A 20159-nucleotide genomic window follows, 5' to 3' on the forward strand; every position below is an offset into this window, starting at 1 on the left:
GATTGTCTCCTTTATCCCTGTTGTTGCGCTTGTTGTTGATGTTGCATGGCGCTCGGCCCAAGACGCGCGTACTTCTGCATCAGATAGACTTCCGCGATTAAAAACAGGGTGTAAAGTCCGAGGATAAGCCCCATTGAGAAGGCCAACTGGCCCGGCGTCAGCGCGGAGTGAGCGTACCAGGTCGGCAGAATGTCCTGAATCGCCCAGGGCTGACGGCCAAACTCCGTCATAAACCAACCGGCTTCAATGGCAATCCACGGTAACGGCAGGCTCCAGAGCGTCATACGCAATACCCAGCGATGCTGGTCGATACGCATTCGCAGCGTCTGTATCAACGCAATCAACATCACCACTAACAGCAGCGAACCGCAGCCGACCATAATACGGAAACTCCAGAACACCGGCGCCACCTGAGGAATAGCGCCACGCTGGGCCGCACGATATTGCTCCGGCGTCACATGGTTCATATCCGGGGCATATTTCGCCAGCAGAATGCCGTACCCCAGATCGCCCTCAACGGCGTGAAACGCATTCAGTACCTGCGGCGAGCGATTGCCTTGCGCTATCTCCTGCATGAGCAGCCAGGCCTCCCGGCCACGCTTCAGGCGCGGCAGAGCGTCGTCCATCAGGTTTTTTAACCCCGGAACCGGCGTATCCAGCGAATGGGTGGCCAGAATACCCAGCAGAGCAGGGATCTTCACGGCAAACGCATTACGCTCCTGTTCCTGCTGCGGCCAGGCAATCAGATGAAACGGCGCGGGCGCGGGTTCGGTTTGCCATTCGCCTTCCATCGCCGCCAGTTTCACCGGCTGAATTTGGGCGACTTCGTAGGCCGAACTGTCCCCCAGTTGCAGGGTTCCCAGAATGGCCAGGGTGCCGAATACTGAGCCGATAGCAAACGAGCGCAAGGCCACCTCACGCTCGCGGCCACGTAGCAGATACCAGGCGCTGATGGACATAATAAACATGGCGCCGGTGACATAACCGGACATGACGGTATGGACGAATTTCACCTGGCTCACCGGGTTAAAGACCAGATCGCTGAAGCTGCTCATTTCCATCCGTAATGTATCGATGTTGAAATGAGCGCCGGTAGGATACTGCATCCAGCCATTGGCATTCAGAATCCATAATGCTGAAATATTGGAGCCGAAGGCCACCAGCCAGGTGACCAGCAGGTGTTGGTATTTATTCAGCCGCTGCCAGCCGAAAAAGAACAGGCCGACAAAAGTGGATTCGAGAAAGAAGGCCAGTAACGCTTCCATCGCCAGCGGCGCGCCGAAAATATCGCCCACATAGTTGGAATAGAGCGACCAGTTAGTCCCGAACTGAAACTCCATGGTCAGGCCGGTAGCCACACCGAGAGCAAAATTGATCCCGAAGAGCTTGCCCCAGAAACGCGTCATATCGCGGTAGACGGTTTTCCCCGTCACCACATAGATCGTCTCCATGACGGCCAGCAAAAAAATCAGCCCAAGCGTAAGAGGAACAAATAAAAAGTGATACAGCGCGGTCAGCGCAAACTGCCAGCGCGATAAGTCAATGACATCCCACATGCTAACTCCTGTAGGCAGAAAGAGAGTAAAAAGCTAATCAGTACCGGACACCGGTGACGTTCCTGTTGAGAGCGTTAGCGCGTCTCCAGCCATCGGCAGACTTCATCCAGGCGCTGGCGCGAATCGGCCAGATCTTCCGGGGCCGCCAGTACCAGCTCCGGCAAAGGACAAATCTCATAGCTATCGAGCAACGGCCCTTTAAGGGCGTCCAGACAGCGCACATGCCAGAGATGGCGCAATGCTGTGGCGTTGATTTGGCTTTCGCCATACCCGGAGATGCGAATCTGGATGTTCCCGTGTCCGCATAAACGCGCCAGAAAAAGACGATCGGCCTCGCTGAGCGGCAGTTGGGTCAAATTGATGCTGTGAGGTTGCGACGCCGGATCGCGTACGTGCGCCAATAATTCATGGGCCAGCGGCAGTCCATTCATCAGGCCAGCGACAGGCGGAGGCAGCAGAGAGTCGTCAGGCAATGTATCGGCGGTAGCCGTTTGCCATAATGTCAGGGGCGCGCTACCTGCTTCCAGACGATCCGTCAGCAGACGTCGGTTATGCAGATGGCGTACCCGCCACAGGCCGCAGAAGATGGTCTCCTGGATCTCGCTTTCACTCCCGTCCGGATGCTGAATGCGTACCGAGACTTCGCCTTCGCCCAATAACGTATTGAGGAATGAGAGATCATCGGCATTCAGGGGAGATAACTCCCATCCCAGCACGTCGCCGACTTCCGGGATGCGCCGGGCAAGCTGACCTCGCAGATCGGTCAACAATGCCATCACCGCCGGGCTGTGAGCGCAGCGCTCCAGCGCCGCCATACTTGGGTCGCCATTGACCTGACAGGTGAGCGGTAAGGGATTCATCGAGAAACTGGCGTCATCAGGCTGCGTACCTGGCCCCAGCAGATGAAAAAAGGCGTTGCTCATTGTGCTGTCTCCTGCGCTGCGGGAGTGTCAACCATCGAACGCATCAGCGTGAGCAGTTCAGCCCAGGGATGAATGCCGCTGAGCGCGCCGCGCAGCTCGCCGTCTGTAAAAACCAAGGTCGCCGGAAACCGACGCACATTAAAACGATCGCCGATAGCTTCGCTTTGTTCAAGGTCGGCCACCGCCACCTGCCAGTCAAACTGCGGGAACTCACGCAGGAGCTCGGCAATCATCACCGGGTTATCGCTGACTTCCGGCGTACGCCGCGGATCGCTACTTAACAGGATGACGCCATCTCCAACCCGTTTGAGCCAGTCGTCTACCGTGGAAGCCTCTACCGGTTGCCATCCCCGGGTTAACAGGCGTTGCCATAGCGCAGAGAACGGGGTGTCATTCGCCACTTCTCTTGCCCTCCAGACGTGTCTGATACTGACGTATGCGCACTCCCTCATAATTTTCCATCGACAGGCATTTATAGTTCAGGCAGCGTGCGACCTCATTTGCCTGCGGTACGATCCCCCAGGCGGCCAGTTGCGCCAGGGCGGCCAGTTCCGCCGCCGGTAGCTGGCCGCGAGCTATTTCGCTCAGGCTACCGCCGTAGTCGTCCAGTAGCGCCGGTTGCAGGCCGACCAGCGCAATGTGACAGGGCAGATGCCCGCGGATGTCGGCCAGCGCCAGAACTTCGGAAAAACTGTTTTGATGCAGGCTCATTTTTTTGGCGCTGAGATACGCGGGGATTTTCTCGCCGGCATAGGTTCGCAGGCTGCCCGGCGCCAGACCGTAATCGATCGCATCAAGGAGCAGGAGATGGCTGGCTTGCTCTACATAACCTAACAGATTTAGCCCTTGCGTACCGCCGTCCACAATTTCTACCTCTTCAGGCCAGTGATATCGGGCATACAAACGCTCCGCGACCCGGATACCGAATCCTTCATCGGCCCACAGCAGGTTTCCTAACCCCATCACCACTATGCGTTGCGCATTCATGAGGGCTCCTTGTCGTGCGGTTTGGGGAATTTATGGCTGCGATAGCCATTGATCATGGTGGAGATCACCGTATCGTCGGACATAATGTCTTCCCGGATAGCGAGGTAAACGTGCCCGACGATGAAGGCGGCGATCAGCCACATGCCCAGTCGGTGCCAGCTGTGAATATCGATGGAGTTGCCGCCGGTCCAGTAGAAAAATTCAACCACATAGCGGAACGGCGCAAAGATGGCGTACTGGCTATGCTCGCCAAACAGAGCGAAACCGGTGAGGATCATAAATACCGATAACAGGAAATAGCCGAACATCGCGGCCTGCGCGACAGGGTTATGTCCGATGTCGCTCCCCGGTTTTTTCTCCAGAAACAGATACCAGCGAACCACGGAGAAAGCGCCTTGCCACCAACTGCGACGCCAGACCGGGACGATAAACAGCTCTCGCGAATAGCGGTTGCCGACACAGGCCCAATAAATTCGCCCCAGCAGTAACACGGTAAAGATCATCGCGGCGGCAAAGTGGATCAGCCGGATATAGCCCATATAAAACAGATAGGTCGCCTCGCCACTCACCGACGGCAGCGGTCGGCCAATGAAGTAGCCTGTTACCATCAGTACCAACATGCAGGCCACCGTTAGCCAGTGCCACAGGCGTACCGGCGCTTCAAACACATAGTGGCTGACGGCAGTATCACGCGCCTCCCCGACGCGTGGAGATAGCTTTCCAGTCATCGTTCTTTTCCTTAACGCTTAGCGTACCTGGACGGCAATCAGTTCGCTGCCGTCGTCGCCGAGCACGTGGGTTGAGCAGGCGAGGCAGGGGTCGAAGCTGTGCAGCGTCCTCAGGATTTCTAACGGTTGGTCGGGAATCGCCATTTGTGTTCCCATCAATGCCGCTTCATAGGCGCCGATCTGTTTTTTAGGATCGCGCGGGCTGGCGTTCCAGGTGGTGGGAACCACGCACTGATAGAGTTCAATCTTCTGATCGCGTATTGACGCCCAGTGTCCCAACGCTCCGCGAGGCGCTTCGGTAAAACCGATGCCGCGGCAGTGCTGCGGCCAACTGGCCGGTTCCCATTTCTCGGTATTGGCGGTGGCCAGGTCGCCGTTTTTCAGGTTGGTCATAAGCCTGTCGAAAAAATACTGCAGCTTACCGACGGCCCATTGCGCTTCGTGCGCGCGGCATAAAATACGGCCAAGCGTAGACTGGATACCGGAGAGCGGCAGTTTAAGGGCGGACATCATGCGATCTACCGACTCTATGGTGGCGGCGTCCCCTTTGTGGTACGCGATAAGCGTTCGGGCAAGCGGGCCGACTTCCATGGCATGACCCCGCCAGCGCGGCGCTTTAATCCAGGAGTAACGTTCCTGCTCGTTGAGCTGCTGGATATGCGTATCGCTGCCTTTGACATCACCCGGGTTGTACCAGGGATCGGTAATGCCGTCAAAAGGATGACGCCCCAGCCGATCGTCCGGATAGCGGTACCAGGCGTGATCCACAAACTCCTGTATCTGCTGCGGATCGGCCAAATCTACCGGCATGACATTTTTAAAATCGCCATTGACCACCGCGCCGCCCGGCATTAACAGGCTTTGCTGGCTGAAGTCGTTGGCAATGTCCGGAAATGCGCCGTAGCTCAGCACGCATTTATCCGACAGACCGGTGCCAATTTGACTCCATGCTTTATTGAACTGGCCGATAGCCAGCGCGTCCGGAACCATCACGTTGTTAATGAAGTCGGCGGTGCGGGTGATGATCGACTGCACCAGGTTGAGGCGCTCCATATTGATAGCCCCGACCGCGCCGCTTTGATCGAGATTGATCGCGCACGGCATTCCGCCGACGATCCAGTTAGGATGGGGGTTCTTACCGCCAAATATGGTATGGATTTTGACGATCTCGCGCTGGAAGTCGAGGGCTTCAAGATAGTGGGCAAACCCCATCAGATTAGCCTCTGGCGACAGTTTGTACTGTGGATGTCCCCAATAGCCGTTACGGAATATCCCAAGCTGGCCGCCATCGACAAATTTCTTTAATCGATTTTGTACGTCAAAGAAGTAGCCCGGCGATGACATCGGCCAGGCGGAAAGGCTTTGCGCCAACTGCGAGGTGGCGCGCGGATCGGCTTTCAGCGCATTCAGAACATCAATCCAGTCCATGCCGGCTAACTGATAAAAATGGACCAGATGATCGTGACACCACAACGTAGCCAGCATGATGTTACGTATAATATTGGCGTTATCCGGTACCTGGATACCAATCGCATCTTCGATAGCGTACACCGATGCCAGAGCATGTACCCCGGTACAGACACCACAAATACGCTCAACAAACGCCCAGGCGTCACGCGGGTCACGGCCTTGCAGAATGATCTCCAGCCCGCGGAACATTGTGCCGCAGGAAACGGCATTGGTAATGACGTTTTGCTCATCAATGTTCACTTCGCAGCGCATATGCCCTTCGATGCGGGTAATCGGGTCCACGATCAGACGACGACCGGCGTCGTTAACGGTATAACCCTGGGTTTGATACTGGTTACTCATGCCTGTTTATCCTCATTGTCCGGCTGTTGTTCGGCTTGCGCTAACTGTTGTTTGTGGCGTTTACGTTGGTTGAGCGCGCTGGCGACAGCGTGACCGCCAACGCCCGCCGCGACCACGCCCAGCGCGGTCAGCCCCACCGTATCGGCGGTTGAATGGGTACCCATCTGGGGAATATCCACCACGCGGCTATAAAACGAGCCGCGATCCCAGAAACCATTTTCTGAACATCCCAGACATCCGTGACCGGACTGGATAGGAAAGGAGACGCCGTCATTCCAGCGTGTGGAGGAGCAGGCGTTATAGGTGGTTGGCCCTTTACAGCCCATCTTGTACAGACAGTATCCCTTGCGGGCGGCGTCATCATCCCAGCTCTCGACAAATTCACCGGCGTCAAAATGGGCGCGACGGTAGCATTTATCGTGGATACGCTGACCGTAGAACATCAGTGGACGGCCCATGCGATCGAGTTCCGGCAGACGATCAAACGTCACCATATAGGTGATAATGGCGCTCATGACATCCGGGATTGGCGGACATCCAGGGACTTTCACGATCGGCTTGTCGGTGATCACTTTATCGATAGGCGTTGCCTGGGTTGGATTGGGGCGGGCGGCCTGGACGCAACCCCAGGAGGCGCAGTTTCCCCAGGCGATAATAGCGCTGGCGCCCGCGGCGGCTTTCTTCAGTTTTTCAATAAACGGGCGGCCGCCGCTGATACAGAACATCCCTTGTTCTCCTAACGGCGGATTGCCTTCCACCGCCAGAATGTATTTCCCGGCGTAGCGAGTGGTAATATCGTCGAAGACTTCTTCGGCCTGTGCGCCGGCGGCGGCCATCAGGGTGTCGTCATAATCGAGGGAAATCAGCGAGAGGATCACATCTTTGGCTAGCGGGTGCGAGGAACGGATAAAGGATTCGGTACAGCAGGTGCATTCCAGTCCATGAATCCAGACCACCGGAATCCGCGGTTTATTCTCCAGCGCCCAGGCGATCTTTGGCGTCATTCCGGCGCCCAGACCCAGCGATGTGGCGGCAAGGCTACAGAATTTGAGAAAGCTGCGTCGGGTCACTCCCTTACGACGCATGGCTTGATAAAAGGTCTCCTCGTTATTCATAACGCGTATTTTTTCTCCTTTTTGCACCACGCTCCGCCAGGGGCATAAGGCGCTTTTGCGGGTCCGTTGACGTTCCGCCAGCAAGGTAAATCATTGTGTTACGCGAGAGCGCGGAAACGAGCCCGATTCACTTTGCACCGGCGTATATCGCCAGAAATAATGTGAAAAAAGCGTATCTGATTAACGATAAGAAACAATGTGAAGTGTGTGGGTATAGCTTATAGCGGTATATTTATACCCATTATCGGTTTTTCGGCGAAAGGGCCGTGGCGGGGAAGGACGGTTGAGCTTGTTCCAGGATGAGGTTTTCAGCGAGCAACCTCGGGTAGATTTAGCCTGGTCTCGCCATTTCAGGGATACGTAAGTTGACGCAAAAGGAGGGAGGATTTGATGTCATCGTTAAAAGAAGCATACTTCGTGATGATTTTTATATAAAATGGTGGTGCTGGTTTTAAAGGAATGCAAAAAAGAGACTGTTTGAAAGAGGGCGTCCCATGAAAAATAACATCAGATTTGACTTGTCCGATTATTTGATTCATTTTTTTCGGGACGTTGATTTAGAGACCGGTAGCCATATTTATTTGCCTGAACACTGTGGTTTTAATAATCAGCACCACGCCTGTTTCATTGATGCTAAATATTTACTTCGATTATCTTTACGCAGTCATAAAATTTTCTCGTCCTGGTCATACCGAAATGGGCAACGAACCGTATATGGTGACTCCCCGGTGGTATGCTTTACAGATATGCCGATTGCAGCTTATTTAGAGACTGGTGTTCGCCGATTAGAACGAAATGAAAAAATCGGTTTATATGCAATCGTTTTACCTAAAGAGCAAATGTTTAATTATGGGGCAAGGCCAGTCATATATGGGTTGGATCAGCATAACAATGCTCGATACTCGCAAGGCAGAAACGGGGAACGTATTCTTGATGAAACTGTTCTTCCTTTGATTGAGCAATATAGATATGTTACTTATGTTCCGGGTAAGGTTGACTGGACGCATGAGCGCGAATGGCGATGGCCATATCGTGGTGATATTAAAGGTTTCCTTAATCATATTAAAGAGTATGGTATTCCGGAAAACATTGAAAGCACTCCAGGGTTTGATTTTAAATCAAGCGAAATAAATGGTGCGGGAATAATCGTCCCGTTTGCAGAAGATATCCCTACCGTAGCTCACGATATTTTAACTTTAATTGACCGGGGTATCATTGGAAGAAATACTTTCAAATTCATTATAGCTGTAGAGAGTTTACAATCATGGACCCAGCTCTCGGAACCGGGTGCGTTACTGTCCTGTATTAATGATAATACATTTGAATTTGAATCTTTTTTTGATTTATCTGCATCTAAAGTAAAAAATTATGCTGATTCTATCAATGATTATGTAAATGAATTATATTCAAAAAAAGATTTTTTAAATGATAATTATGCAATGGAATTTGGAAATGCCTGGGTCTGGATTCATGATAACCAATCCCAGGTGGTACGGGCGTTACTGCAGGCTGGAATGATCGAGGTTAATAAAGAAGGGCGGTACTTATTAGATGTTAATTTGGCTTCTGTTGATTGGCCATTAAGAAGAAAAGAAGCTTTCGCAAGTCATGTTGCGGGATGGCTCAAACATCGTTTTGACATCGAAGCGGGAAGGTATTCCGTTCAGGGAAAAGATCATTATGATGCGCTCCCAAGTTATGAGACGCCGCTAAAGGACCAGCATCCTTTTTATAATCATACAGTGAATGTCGACTGGTAATTAAGAAAAGAACTTACCCTGTTAGCTCTGCGTTAATTTAACGCATTGATTTTACAGATGAATGAAAGACATTAGAGGCTATTATAAAATGATTATTTAGCTCATCGTATAAGAGCCTGTCCCATTAGGCTATTTTATTCGCCATTTTGGGACCGGGCAGTGCTCAAAATCCTCACGTACTACGTGTACGCTCCGGTTTCTGCGCGCTGGCCGGCCCCAAACTGGCTTCAGCAATTACGCCTACTGGGATAGGCTCTAAGTAACTTACACAACTGTCGTGAGTTGCATTACTTTCAGCGCTATCTAACCTTTTATCGAAAGATGAATTTCCAGCTCTTCTAAAAGGCTCATTGTTAGCCGCGTTTCTACGCTCTCATCTGAGATACTATAAAAGATAAAATCCACGCAATGGCGTGGATTTTATAGGGTTTTACCGCTGTTATGAGATTCAGTAAAACCTCATAAGACAACAAATGTTATTTAGACGTTGAACAGGAAGTTCATTATATCGCCATCTTTAACGATGTAATCTTTGCCTTCCGCTCGCATCTTACCGGCTTCTTTCGCGCCTTGTTCACCTTTATAGGTAATAAAGTCGTCAAAGGCGATAGTTTGGGCGCGGATAAAGCCTTTTTCGAAGTCGGTATGGATTTTACCTGCTGCCTGCGGCGCGGTTGCGCCAACCGGAATGGTCCATGCGCGAACTTCTTTCACCCCGGCGGTAAAGTAGGTCTGGAGGTTCAGCAGGCGATAACCCGCGCGAATAACGCGGTTCAGCCCCGGTTCTTCCAGACCCAGTTCAGCCATAAATTCGTCGCGCTCGTCATCGTCCAGCTCAGCAATATCAGCTTCGACGGCGGCACACACCGGAACCACGACCGAACCTTCTTTCGCGGCGATTTCGCGAACCTGGTCCAGATACGGGTTATTTTCAAAACCGTCTTCATTGACGTTAGCGATATACATTGTCGGCTTCAGCGTCAGGAAGCTTAAATAACGGATAGCCGCTTTATCTTCGTCCGTCAGGTCCAGCGAACGCAGCATCCCCGCTTCGGCCAGGTGCGGCAGGCATTTTTCCAGTGCGGCCAGTTCCGCTTTGGCGTCTTTATCGCCGCCTTTGGCTTTCTTCTGTACGCGATGGATAGCGCGCTCGCAGGTATCGAGGTCAGCCAGCGCCAGTTCGGTATTGATAACATCAATATCTTCTGCCGGATTTACTTTACCCGCCACGTGGATGATATTGTCGTTCTCAAAGCAGCGAACCACGTGACCGATAGCTTCGGTTTCACGGATATTGGTCAGGAACTGGTTACCCAACCCTTCGCCTTTGGATGCGCCTTTTACCAGACCGGCGATATCCACGAACTCCATCGTGGTTGGTAGAATGCGTTGCGGTTTAACAATCTCAGCCAACTGGTCCAGACGCGGATCGGGCATCGGCACGACACCGGTATTCGGTTCGATAGTGCAGAACGGAAAGTTTGCCGCTTCAATACCGGCTTTTGTCAGCGCGTTGAACAGGGTGGATTTCCCGACGTTGGGCAGACCGACGATACCGCATTTGAATCCCATGATTTAACTCACCTTAATATCTTAATAATCAACCTGTTATAGAAAACAGATTGCAGAAATGGAAATAACTTCGCCTATTATACACGGCGTGCGGCAAAAATGCCGCACATCACTGGTTATTGCGCCTTAAAGGTATGCAAACGGCTTGTTGCTTTGGCCAGACCCTCTTTGAACCACAATTCCGTACAGCGTGCCGCTTCGTCAATGGCCTCATCAATTAATTTTTGTTCAGAAACAGGGGGTTTACCCAGCACGAAACCAACAACTTTATTTTTATCGCCTGGATGACCAATTCCAACACGTAAGCGGTGAAAGTTGGGATTATTACCCAGCTTGCTGATGATGTCTTTCAGACCATTGTGGCCGCCGTGGCCGCCGCCAAGTTTAAATTTCGCGACGCCCGGAGGGAGATCCAGCTCGTCGTGAGCGACCAGAATTTCTTCCGGCTGAATACGGTAAAAACTGGCCATTGCGCCAACTGCTTTACCACTGAGGTTCATGAACGTGGTGGGTACCAGCAGGCGAACATCTTCCCCTTCCAGCATGATGCGTGAGGTATAGCCAAAGAATTTAGGCTCTTCACGCAACGGCGCGCGCAGGCGCTCCGCCAGTAAATCGACGTACCATGCGCCTGCATTGTGTCGCGTCGCGGCATATTCCGCACCGGGATTCGCCAGACCAACAATCAATTTAATTGCCACGTTTTTTGTCCTGAGTAGATCCATAACTGGCGCGTAGTTTACTGTCTGTCTGCCCGCTTGACAAAACACAGCGACACTCTGGAGTAAATTAAATAATTGCCAGCATTGATTATTAAAAATGTAAACTGTTCAGTGTGTTATTTGTAAAGTTTTGTTAAATGAAACTTTACATTTGTGATCACAGCCGCACTTACAAATGGAAGTGTTGTCTATACTTTACACATAAAGTTTAGGGGGATTTCCTAAAAACAACCCAAAAGTTCCGGAGGTGACATATGAAACGCAAAAACGCTTCGTTATTCGGTAACGTGCTGATGGGGTTGGGGCTGGTCGTGATGGTTGTCGGCGTGGGTTACTCTATTTTAAACCAACTGCCGCAGTTTAATTTGCCGCAATTTTTTGCGCATGGCGCAATACTGAGCATTTTTGTCGGTGCAGTTCTTTGGCTGGCGGGGGCTCGTGTAGGGGGGCATGAGCAGGTGAGCGACAAATATTGGTGGGTACGTCACTATGACAAACGTTGCCGCCGTAGCGACAATCGTCGTCATAGCTAACCGGTTCAGGCCCGGTAAGCGTTATCGCCACCGGGCATTGTCCATTAACTGAGTAAATCCGCTAACGCCTCCGTCCTGTTCGGGAAGAAGGTCAGACGCCCAGGAATAGGTTTGATACCGGCACGCGCCATTGTGCGCAGCGGTTGGAACTCCAGATTACTGATACGCAATTCGCAACCCTCCGGCAGACGCTTCACAAAACGCTGAAAAGCATCAAGCCCGCCTGCATCCAGCACTGGTACTGCGTCCCATTTCAGAACGACGATACGTTTGCCCTTAATACGTGATTCAAGGTCGGTAAACAGCCCTTCCGCCGCGGCGAAAAAGAGTGGACCGATAACACGCAGCACCAGCACATCATCAGGCACATCGACATTGACCGGCGCAAGTCGAGTCATTCGCGCAATACGGCGCATAAACAGCAGGGAAGCAAGGACAATCCCCACGCTGATGGCGATGACCATATCAAACAGAACCGTTAATGACATGCACAGCAGCATAACGATGATGTCGTCTTTCGGCGCATGGCGTAACAGATCCACCACTTTATGGGCTTCACTCATATTCCATGCCACCATCAGCAGTAGCGCCGCCATCGCGGAAAGCGGCAGCCAGGAGAGTAGCGGGGCCAAGACCAGTAGCGCCAGAATGACCAGGATAGCGTGAATTACCGCCGAGATGGGAGAGGTCGCGCCAGCGCGGACGTTGGCGGCAGAGCGGGCAATCGCGGCGGTGGCGGTGATGCCGCCAAAGAACGGCGCGACCATATTCCCCAGTCCCTGGCCGATAAGTTCGCTGTTAGCTTTATGTTTGGTGCCGGTCATGCCGTCCAGCACGACGGCGCAGAGCAATGATTCGATTGCCCCCAGCATTGCCATCGAGAAGGCCGCTGGCAGCAGCGCGCGCAGTGAATCCCAGCTTAGCGTGAAATCGGAGCCAGGAAGACTCCACGGCAGCATCAGTTGCGGCAGGAGCTGCGGGATGCCGTTGCCCTGAGTGCCGTCAGCCAGAACATAATGGAACTGTGAGCCGATAGTCGCCACATTGCCGCCCAGCAGATTAACGATCCCCATCACGGCGCAACCAGCCAGCAGCGCGGGAAGATGTCCTGGCAGACGAATACCGAGACGCGGCCAGAAAATCAACGTTCCCAGCGTTACCACGCCAATGGCGGCATCGCCAATATTGACGGTGGGCAACGCCATAAACAGCGCGCCGACTTTCTGCAAATAGTGCTCTGGCACATGGGCCATCTGCAGACCAAGAAAATCTTTAATCTGCATGGTACCGATGGTAATACCAATCCCTGAGGTAAAACCCAACGTGACCGACACCGGGATATATTCAATCAATCGCCCCAGTCTCGCCAGGCCGAAAAGGATCAGGAAGAAGCCCGACATCAGCGTGGCGACCAGTAGGCCCGCCAGACCAAACTGTTGCGATACCGGATACAAAATCACCACAAACGCGGCGGTAGGGCCGGAAACGCTAAAGCGCGAGCCGCCGGTTAGCGCGATCACGATCCCGGCGACAGCGGAGGTATAGAGGCCATACTGCGGCGCAACGCCACTGCCAATTGCCAGCGCCATCGCCAGCGGGATAGCAATAATCCCGACGGTGATCCCGGCTATCACATCACGGGTGAACCGGGAGGCGGTATATTTTTCTTTCCAGCAAGCATCGATGAGAGCGCGGAAAGGCATCACATGTGAGGAAAATAATTTGTTCACAATAATGTTTCATCCATGAGCGCATCATCTGTCAACTAAATGGCAGGTGAAGGAGGCATAAGTCATACAAAAGGGTGTTACAGACAAAAAAACCCGCCGCAGCGGGTTTCAGATCCGGGTTCGATCAATGCTCGAACATGGCGGAAATCGATTCTTCGTTGCTGATACGGCGAATCGCTTCGGCCAGCATACCTGACAGGGTCAAAGTACGCACGTTCGGCAGCGCTTTGATTTCGTCGGTCAGCGGAATGGTGTCGCAGACAACGACTTCATCAATGACGGAGTTGCGCAGGTTGTTTGCCGCATTGCCTGAGAAGATCGGGTGCGTCGCGTAGGCAAACACGCGTTTAGCGCCACGTTCTTTCAATGCTTCTGCTGCTTTGCACAGAGTACCGCCGGTATCGATCATATCATCAACCAGCACGCAGTCACGGCCAGCGACGTCGCCGATGATGTGCATCACCTGAGAAACGTTCGCGCGCGGACGACGTTTATCAATGATAGCCATATCGGTATCGTTCAGCAGCTTAGCGATAGCGCGGGCACGAACCACGCCGCCAATATCCGGGGAAACCACGATCGGGTTATCCAGATTCAGTTGCAGCATATCTTCGAGCAGGATTGGGCTACCGAACACGTTATCAACCGGAACGTCAAAGAAGCCCTGGATCTGTTCAGCATGCAGATCTACGGTGAGAACGCGGTCAACGCCGACGCTGGACAGGAAGTCAGCGACAACTTTTGCGGTAATCGGCACACGGGCGGAACGTACGCGACGGTCCTGACGTGCATAGCCAAAGTAGGGGATAACGGCGGTGATACGACCTGCGGAAGCACGACGCAGGGCATCAACCATAACGACCAATTCCATCAGGTTGTCGTTGGTTGGGGCACAAGTGGACTGGATGATGAAAATATCACCACCGCGTACATTTTCGTTGATTTGTACGCTGACTTCGCCGTCGCTAAAGCGACCTACGGCGGCGTCGCCGAGAGAAGTGTACAGGCGGTTGGCAATACGTTGTGCTAGTTCCGGGGTGGCGTTACCAGCAAAAAGCTTCATATCAGGCACGAGAAGAACCTCAGGCATGCGTCCATTGGTGGAAAGAATCTGCCGAAAACTGTGCGGGCCAGGCAAAATCCTATCCAGGCGGTGTATTAAAGAGCGCGATGCAACGTCTGGAACAAGGTGACGTTGTCACCGAAGCTCAGCTTGCCCGGCTTACTCGTCTTCATTCACGTTTCATGTGCGCTGGCATCGATGCCTCACACCGGTCAAATACGGCATATATGACCGGCGACTCGTCATTTCGCCATCTTCCTGAAACCCGAATGCGTTAGAGTAACTCTCGATGCAATGGGGAGAGGTTGACACCCTTCGCCACAAAAGCATTGAGCCATTCCGGGGCTTGCTCAAGCACCTGGCGAGCACAAGACTCTGTATCGAATTCAGCAAAGACACAGGCCCCTGTCCCAGTCAGGCGCGACGGCGCGTATTCTAACAGCCAGGAAAGCGCCGCATCAACCTCGCGAAAACGTTTTCTTGCGATAACCTCGCAATCATTGCTGAATTCACATTTTAGTAACGTATCTATTGACCTTTTTGGCGTATTGCGCGGCAATTGAGGATCTTTAAAGATAACCGGTGTCGGAATGCTTACGCCAGGGTGCGCGACCAGATACCATTTTTCCGGCGGGTTCACTGGCGTTAATATTTCGCCTACGCCTTCGGCAAACGCGGCGTGGCCACGAACAAAGACCGGGACGTCGGCGCCGAGCGTCAGGCCGAGCGTCGCCAGTTCATCAATGGAAAGCCCGCATTGCCAAAGATGATTGAGCGCCACCAGAACGGTCGCGGCGTTAGATGAGCCGCCGCCCAGACCGCCGCCCATGGGAAGGCGCTTCTCAATGCTGATATCCGCGCCGCTTCCGGCGGGCAGGCGTCCACTCTCCGAGGCGGCTTTCATCAACAGCCGCGCGGCGCGGACGATCAGATTGTCTTCATTTTCAACGCCGGTTACCGGCGTTAATAAATGGATTTCGCCATCGTGACGCGGTTTGATGTGGAGTGTGTCGCCATAATCCAGAAACTGAAACAGCGTCTGCAGCGTGTGGTAGCCGTCTGCACGCTGTCCGGTGATATATAAAAACAGATTTAATTTTGCCGGAGAAGGCCAATGGGTCATCATTTCACAATCCAGTTATCCATTTTCAGCTTAATGCGCTGACTGCCGTCTGAAAGCTCCATATTGGCAGGCATGGCAGGCTGCGTTTTGCTGTCATAGCCACCGTAAACCACTTTCCAGTTTTTACCATCCTGGCGGTAGTTCACTTCGCTCAGGCGGTACTGGTCGTCCAGTTTGTAGTCGGTGGCATCGCCAGGCAGACCGAGGATCCACTGCCGCAGGCTGTTTAACGGAATCGGCATCCCGGTGAGTTTGCCGATCATCTCTTCGGCGTCATCGGCGGTATAACGCTGGCCTTTGTTATCCACCAACTGGACGTTGCCCGGCTGGGCGTTAAGCTCCAGCTCGGTGCTGCCCAGCGGGTTGGTAAGCAGCAGGCGGTAGCGATCCTGTCCGGTCTGTTGCCAGAAGAAGCGCGCATAGACTTTCTGATCATCTGAGATGTAAGCAAAGGCGCCGCGCGTCTGGTATTGATTCAGATGACGCACCTCTTGCTGATGCTGGCGCCACTGAGGGGAATCCGGGCTCTTGCCCGGGCCTTTATGCCCAGGAAGCGTACAGGCGGTGAGAACCAGGCTTGCTAACGGCAGTAGACGAATCAGGCGAAAATCGGGCAGGGTCATAGTGATGACGAATCCTTGTGATACGGTGCAATAATTGCCTGATGGCGTTACGCTTATCAGGCCTGAAAACTGAACCTGCAGGCTGTAAAAACGTTCGCGCCGCGATTCGGCAAATTTTTGCTATCGGTTACAGTTATAGCCTTTAATGCTAGCGCCGCCTGGTGACATCGTCTACTTTCAAGTTGTCTTAAATCATCAAATTAGCGAGCGCTGCCAATTACTCCAAAAGGGGGCTCTCTCTTTTATTGACCACGCGCATCCTGTATGATGCAAGCAGACTAACCATATCAACGCTGGTACTACTCCCGCAGACATGACCCTTTTAGCGCTCGGTATTAACCATAAAACGGCACCTGTATCGCTGCGAGAACGCGTAACGTTTTCGCCGGACACGCTTGATCAGGCGCTGGACAGCCTGCTTGCGCAGCCAATGGTGCAGGGCGGGGTCGTGCTGTCAACCTGTAACCGTACAGAGCTGTATCTGAGCGTGGAAGAGCAGGATAACCTGCAGGAAGCGCTGATCCGCTGGTTATGCGATTACCATAACCTGAACGAGGACGATCTGCGCAACAGTCTGTACTGGCATCAGGACAATGACGCCGTCAGCCACCTGATGCGCGTCGCCAGCGGTCTGGATTCACTGGTGCTGGGCGAACCGCAAATCCTCGGTCAGGTGAAAAAAGCGTTTGCGGATTCGCAGAAAGGCCACCTTAACGCCAGCGCGCTGGAGCGAATGTTTCAGAAGTCGTTTTCCGTCGCCAAGCGAGTGCGGACTGAAACCGATATCGGCGCCAGCGCCGTCTCCGTCGCGTTTGCCGCCTGTACGCTCGCCCGCCAAATCTTTGAATCGCTCTCGACGGTCACTGTACTGTTAGTTGGCGCGGGTGAAACTATTGAACTGGTGGCGCGTCACCTGCGCGAGCATAAAGTACAAAAGATGATTATCGCCAACCGAACCCGCGAGCGCGCGCAAGCCCTGGCGGATGAGGTTGGCGCTGAGGTTATCTCGCTCAGCGATATCGACGCCCGTTTGCAGGATGCCGATATTATCATCAGTTCGACCGCCAGCCCGCTGCCGATTATCGGTAAAGGCATGGTGGAGCGCGCATTAAAAAGCCGTCGCAACCAGCCGATGCTGCTGGTGGATATCGCCGTACCGCGCGACGTTGAGCCGGAAGTCGGCAAACTGGCGAACGCTTATCTTTATAGCGTCGATGATTTACAGAGCATCATTTCGCATAATCTGGCGCAGCGTCAGGCTGCGGCGGTGGAAGCGGAAACGATTGTTGAGCAGGAAGCCAGCGAGTTTATGGCCTGGCTACGCGCCCAGGGGGCCAGCGAGACCATTCGGGAATACCGTAGTCAGTCGGAGCAGATTCGTGACGAACTGACTACCAAAGCGCTGTCGGCCCTTCAACAGGGCGGCGATGCGCAAGCCATCTTGCAGGATCTGGCATGGAAACTGACCAACCGCCTGATTCATGCGCCAACGAAATCACTTCAACAGGCTGCCCGTGACGGGGATGACGAACGCCTGAATATTCTGCGCGACAGCCTCGGGCTGGAGTAGCAGCACACACCACACTTTTTTACAGGGTGAATTTACGCCTATGAAGCCTTCTATCGTTGCCAAACTGGAAGCCCTGCACGAACGCCATGAGGAAGTTCAGGCGTTGCTGGGCGATGCGGGAATTATCGCCGACCAGGACCGCTTTCGCGCATTGTCGCGCGAATATGCGCAATTAAGCGACGTTTCTCGCTGTTTTACGGACTGGCAACAGGTTCAGGACGATATCGAGACGGCTCAGATGATGCTCGACGATCCTGAAATGCGAGAAATGGCGCAGGAAGAACTGCGCGAAGCGAAAGAAAAAAGCGAACAACTGGAGCAACAGTTACAGGTACTGCTGCTGCCGAAAGATCCGGACGATGAACGAAACGCGTTCCTTGAGGTTCGCGCCGGCACCGGCGGCGACGAAGCCGCGCTGTTTGCCGGCGATCTGTTCCGCATGTACAGCCGTTATGCCGAAGCGCGCCGCTGGCGCGTGGAGATCATGAGCATGAGCGAAGGCGAGCATGGCGGTTATAAAGAGATCATCGCCAAAATCAGCGGCGATGGCGTGTATGGCCGGCTGAAATTTGAGTCCGGCGGACACCGCGTACAGCGTGTTCCGGCGACCGAGTCGCAGGGGCGTATCCATACCTCCGCCTGTACCGTCGCCGTGATGCCGGAGCTGCCGGAAGCCGAGCTGCCGGATATTAACCCGGCGGATCTGCGCATTGATACGTTTCGTTCTTCCGGCGCGGGCGGTCAGCACGTTAACACCACCGACTCCGCTATCCGTATTACCCACTTGCCGACCGGCATCGTGGTGGAATGCCAGGACGAACGTTCGCAGCATAAAAACAAAGCGAAAGCGCTCTCGGTGCTCGGGGCGCGCATTCACGCCGCCGAAACGGCAAAACGCCAGCAGGCCGAGGCGTCAACGCGCCGCAACCTGCTTGGCAGCGGCGATCGCAGCGATCGTAACCGGACCTATAATTTCCCGCAGGGGCGCGTGACCGATCATCGTATTAATCTGACGTTATATCGCCTTGATGAAACGATGGAAGGTAAGCTGGATATGCTGATTGAGCCGATTGTTCAGGAACACCAGGCTGACCTGTTAGCCGCCTTATCCGAGCAGGAATAATGGATTTTCAGCACTGGCTGCATGAGGCGGTAAACCAGCTCCGGGACAGCGACAGCCCCCGGCGCGACGCCGAGATCCTGCTAGAGTACGTTACGGGCAAGGGGCGGACGTATATCATGGCCTTTGGCGAAACGCCGCTTACCGACGTCCAGCAACAACAGCTCGCGGATCTGCTGCAGCGGCGTAAACAGGGCGAACCTATTGCGTACCTGACGGGCTTACGCGAATTTTGGTCGCTGCCGCTCTTCGTTTCTCCCGCCACGCTAATCCCGCGCCCGGATACCGAATGTCTGGTGGAACAGGCGTTGGCGCGATTGCCGGTCAAAACCTGTCGTATTCTGGATTTAGGCACCGGAACCGGCGCGATTGCGCTGGCGCTGGCCTGCGAGCGACCGGATTGCGAGGTGACTGCGGTCGATCGTATGCCTGATGCGGTTGCGCTGGCGATACGCAACGCGGAACATTTGGCTATCCGGAATGTGCGTATACTGCAAAGTTGTTGGTTCAGCGCGCTATCGGGGCAGCAGTTCGACATGATTGTCAGCAATCCGCCCTACATTGACGCGCAGGACCCGCACCTTAGCGAAGGCGATGTACGCTTTGAACCGCGCTCGGCGTTGGTGGCGGACGAAAACGGTATGGCGGATCTTACGCATATTATCGATAACGCCCGCCAGATGTTAACGCCCGGCGGCTTCCTGCTGCTGGAACACGGCTGGCAGCAGGGCGAAGCGGTAAGAGCGGTTTTCAGGCGGTCTGGTTACTCGGATGTAGAAACGTGTCGTGATTATGGCGGTAATGAACGCGTGACCTGCGGACGTTTTACGCCATGACAATTGCAATGTTGCTCACGCTCCATCTTATCTGTGTTGCGCTCTCCGTCAGTTTGTTTGTCGCTCGTTACTGGTGGCGCTATTGCGGCCATGCGTTGGCCGCCGCGCGCTGGACACGAATCGTGCCTCCCGTCATAGATACCCTGTTACTGCTTAGCGGTATTGGGTTAATCGTTAAAACGCACATCCTGCCATTCACGGAGTCGGGCTCATGGCTGACTGAAAAACTGTTTGGCGTTATCATCTACATCGTTTTGGGTTTTATTGCGCTTGATTATCGTCAGGCGCGCAGCCAGCAGGCGCGTTTTATCGCTTTCCCGCTGGCGCTGGTGGTGCTGTACATCATCATTAAACTCGCCACCACAAAAATACCGTTACTGGGGTAA

19 protein-coding genes are annotated in these 20159 nt (G+C 53.7%); 6 read left to right on the forward strand and 13 right to left on the reverse strand.

Going from position 1 to position 20159, the window contains the following annotated elements:
• Positions 1-11: 11 nt before the first annotated feature.
• The 7 genes from appC to hyaA all read right to left on the reverse strand — a co-directional run bounded on the left by appC (position 12) and on the right by hyaA (position 7121).
• Complete coding sequence (gene appC, locus ACLD4K_RS12000) at positions 12-1556, reverse strand: cytochrome bd-II oxidase subunit 1 (RefSeq protein ID WP_000263613.1); 1545 nt, start codon at positions 1554-1556, stop codon at positions 12-14.
• A 74-nt stretch (positions 1557-1630) separates the two neighbouring features.
• Positions 1631-2479, reverse strand: a complete 849-nt coding sequence (locus ACLD4K_RS12005; RefSeq protein ID WP_411011921.1) for a hydrogenase expression/formation protein — start codon at positions 2477-2479, stop codon at positions 1631-1633.
• Complete coding sequence (gene hyaE, locus ACLD4K_RS12010) at positions 2476-2880, reverse strand: hydrogenase-1 operon protein HyaE (protein WP_411011922.1); 405 nt, start codon at positions 2878-2880, stop codon at positions 2476-2478. Before hyaE ends, ACLD4K_RS12005 begins: the two co-directional genes overlap by 4 nt.
• A complete protein-coding gene (gene hyaD, locus ACLD4K_RS12015; protein WP_079834964.1) occupies positions 2870-3466 on the reverse strand; it encodes a hydrogenase 1 maturation protease in 597 nt (198 codons plus the stop codon). Before hyaD ends, hyaE begins: the two co-directional genes overlap by 11 nt.
• Entirely contained in the window at positions 3463-4194 is a 732-nt protein-coding gene (gene hyaC, locus ACLD4K_RS12020; RefSeq protein ID WP_000147031.1) for a Ni/Fe-hydrogenase b-type cytochrome subunit, read from the reverse strand. Before hyaC ends, hyaD begins: the two co-directional genes overlap by 4 nt.
• A gap of 18 nt (positions 4195-4212) precedes the next feature.
• Positions 4213-6006, reverse strand: a complete 1794-nt coding sequence (hyaB, locus tag ACLD4K_RS12025) for a Ni/Fe-hydrogenase large subunit (protein WP_000070982.1) — start codon at positions 6004-6006, stop codon at positions 4213-4215.
• On the reverse strand, positions 6003-7121 hold the full coding sequence (hyaA, locus tag ACLD4K_RS12030; RefSeq protein ID WP_001058312.1) for a hydrogenase 1 small subunit: 1119 nt from the start codon (positions 7119-7121) through the stop codon (positions 6003-6005). The genes hyaB and hyaA overlap by 4 nt, the downstream gene beginning before the upstream one ends.
• Before the next feature lie 494 nt (positions 7122-7615).
• Here hyaA and ACLD4K_RS12035 point away from each other — a divergent pair, with 494 nt between their 5' ends.
• A complete protein-coding gene (locus ACLD4K_RS12035; RefSeq protein ID WP_411011923.1) occupies positions 7616-8881 on the forward strand; it encodes a DUF4427 domain-containing protein in 1266 nt (421 codons plus the stop codon).
• A gap of 480 nt (positions 8882-9361) precedes the next feature.
• Here ACLD4K_RS12035 and ychF read toward each other — a convergent pair whose 3' ends face one another.
• Together ychF and pth are read right to left on the reverse strand one after the other, a co-directional pair.
• Entirely contained in the window at positions 9362-10453 is a 1092-nt protein-coding gene (gene ychF, locus ACLD4K_RS12040; protein WP_000505850.1) for a redox-regulated ATPase YchF, read from the reverse strand.
• A 116-nt stretch (positions 10454-10569) separates the two neighbouring features.
• Positions 10570-11154: an aminoacyl-tRNA hydrolase gene (pth, locus tag ACLD4K_RS12045; RefSeq protein ID WP_080186409.1), complete on the reverse strand. Its 585-nt coding sequence runs from the start codon at positions 11152-11154 to the stop codon at positions 10570-10572.
• Positions 11155-11429: 275 nt separating this feature from the next.
• Here pth and ychH point away from each other — a divergent pair, with 275 nt between their 5' ends.
• Positions 11430-11708: a stress-induced protein YchH gene (ychH, locus tag ACLD4K_RS12050; protein ID WP_000823879.1), complete on the forward strand. Its 279-nt coding sequence runs from the start codon at positions 11430-11432 to the stop codon at positions 11706-11708.
• A gap of 44 nt (positions 11709-11752) precedes the next feature.
• Here ychH and dauA read toward each other — a convergent pair whose 3' ends face one another.
• From dauA to lolB, 4 genes are all read right to left on the reverse strand, one after another.
• Positions 11753-13438, reverse strand: coding sequence for a C4-dicarboxylic acid transporter DauA (gene dauA, locus ACLD4K_RS12055; RefSeq protein WP_001037181.1), 1686 nt, complete (start codon positions 13436-13438; stop codon positions 11753-11755).
• Between the two features lie 124 nt (positions 13439-13562).
• Positions 13563-14510, reverse strand: coding sequence for a ribose-phosphate diphosphokinase (prs, locus tag ACLD4K_RS12060; protein ID WP_001518537.1), 948 nt, complete (start codon positions 14508-14510; stop codon positions 13563-13565).
• Positions 14511-14775: 265 nt separating this feature from the next.
• A complete protein-coding gene (gene ispE, locus ACLD4K_RS12065) occupies positions 14776-15627 on the reverse strand; it encodes a 4-(cytidine 5'-diphospho)-2-C-methyl-D-erythritol kinase (protein ID WP_115285961.1) in 852 nt (283 codons plus the stop codon).
• Positions 15624-16247, reverse strand: a complete 624-nt coding sequence (lolB, locus tag ACLD4K_RS12070) for a lipoprotein insertase outer membrane protein LolB (RefSeq protein WP_000174484.1) — start codon at positions 16245-16247, stop codon at positions 15624-15626. The genes ispE and lolB overlap by 4 nt, the downstream gene beginning before the upstream one ends.
• Positions 16248-16560: 313 nt before the next feature.
• Between lolB and hemA the strand changes: the two genes are divergently transcribed.
• From hemA to sirB2, 4 genes are read left to right on the forward strand one after another with little or no spacing between them, the layout of a single operon-like run.
• The gene (gene hemA, locus ACLD4K_RS12075; protein ID WP_000173208.1) at positions 16561-17817 is read left to right on the forward strand and encodes a glutamyl-tRNA reductase; all 1257 of its coding nucleotides are present in this window, start codon (positions 16561-16563) and stop codon (positions 17815-17817) included.
• A 40-nt stretch (positions 17818-17857) separates the two neighbouring features.
• Positions 17858-18940, forward strand: coding sequence for a peptide chain release factor 1 (gene prfA / locus ACLD4K_RS12080; RefSeq protein WP_000804703.1), 1083 nt, complete (start codon positions 17858-17860; stop codon positions 18938-18940).
• Positions 18940-19773, forward strand: a complete 834-nt coding sequence (prmC, locus tag ACLD4K_RS12085) for a peptide chain release factor N(5)-glutamine methyltransferase (RefSeq protein ID WP_000347310.1) — start codon at positions 18940-18942, stop codon at positions 19771-19773. Before prfA ends, prmC begins: the two co-directional genes overlap by 1 nt.
• Complete coding sequence (gene sirB2 / locus ACLD4K_RS12090; protein ID WP_000150667.1) at positions 19770-20159, forward strand: invasion regulator SirB2; 390 nt, start codon at positions 19770-19772, stop codon at positions 20157-20159. Before prmC ends, sirB2 begins: the two co-directional genes overlap by 4 nt.

This window comes from Salmonella sp. 741265055_HSA (assembly GCF_046569525.1).
Lineage (GTDB): Bacteria > Pseudomonadota > Gammaproteobacteria > Enterobacterales > Enterobacteriaceae > Salmonella > Salmonella enterica.

Excerpts from the sequence above, each read along its gene's own strand:
- appC (WP_000263613.1), bottom strand. The coding sequence starts at position 1,556 with ATGTGGGATGTCATTGACTTATCGCGCTGGCAGTTTGCGCTGACCGCG.
- ACLD4K_RS12005 (WP_411011921.1), bottom strand. The coding sequence starts at position 2,479 with ATGAGCAACGCCTTTTTTCATCTGCTGGGGCCAGGTACGCAGCCTGAT.
- hyaD (WP_079834964.1), bottom strand. The coding sequence starts at position 3,466 with ATGAATGCGCAACGCATAGTGGTGATGGGGTTAGGAAACCTGCTGTGG.
- hyaC (WP_000147031.1), bottom strand. The coding sequence starts at position 4,194 with ATGACTGGAAAGCTATCTCCACGCGTCGGGGAGGCGCGTGATACTGCC.
- hyaB (WP_000070982.1), bottom strand. The coding sequence starts at position 6,006 with ATGAGTAACCAGTATCAAACCCAGGGTTATACCGTTAACGACGCCGGT.
- hyaA (WP_001058312.1), bottom strand. The coding sequence starts at position 7,121 with ATGAATAACGAGGAGACCTTTTATCAAGCCATGCGTCGTAAGGGAGTG.
- ACLD4K_RS12035 (WP_411011923.1), top strand. The coding sequence starts at position 7,616 with ATGAAAAATAACATCAGATTTGACTTGTCCGATTATTTGATTCATTTT.
- ychF (WP_000505850.1), bottom strand. The coding sequence starts at position 10,453 with ATGGGATTCAAATGCGGTATCGTCGGTCTGCCCAACGTCGGGAAATCC.
- ychH (WP_000823879.1), top strand. The coding sequence starts at position 11,430 with ATGAAACGCAAAAACGCTTCGTTATTCGGTAACGTGCTGATGGGGTTG.
- ispE (WP_115285961.1), bottom strand. The coding sequence starts at position 15,627 with ATGATGACCCATTGGCCTTCTCCGGCAAAATTAAATCTGTTTTTATAT.
- lolB (WP_000174484.1), bottom strand. The coding sequence starts at position 16,247 with ATGACCCTGCCCGATTTTCGCCTGATTCGTCTACTGCCGTTAGCAAGC.
- hemA (WP_000173208.1), top strand. The coding sequence starts at position 16,561 with ATGACCCTTTTAGCGCTCGGTATTAACCATAAAACGGCACCTGTATCG.
- prfA (WP_000804703.1), top strand. The coding sequence starts at position 17,858 with ATGAAGCCTTCTATCGTTGCCAAACTGGAAGCCCTGCACGAACGCCAT.
- prmC (WP_000347310.1), top strand. The coding sequence starts at position 18,940 with ATGGATTTTCAGCACTGGCTGCATGAGGCGGTAAACCAGCTCCGGGAC.
- sirB2 (WP_000150667.1), top strand. The coding sequence starts at position 19,770 with ATGACAATTGCAATGTTGCTCACGCTCCATCTTATCTGTGTTGCGCTC.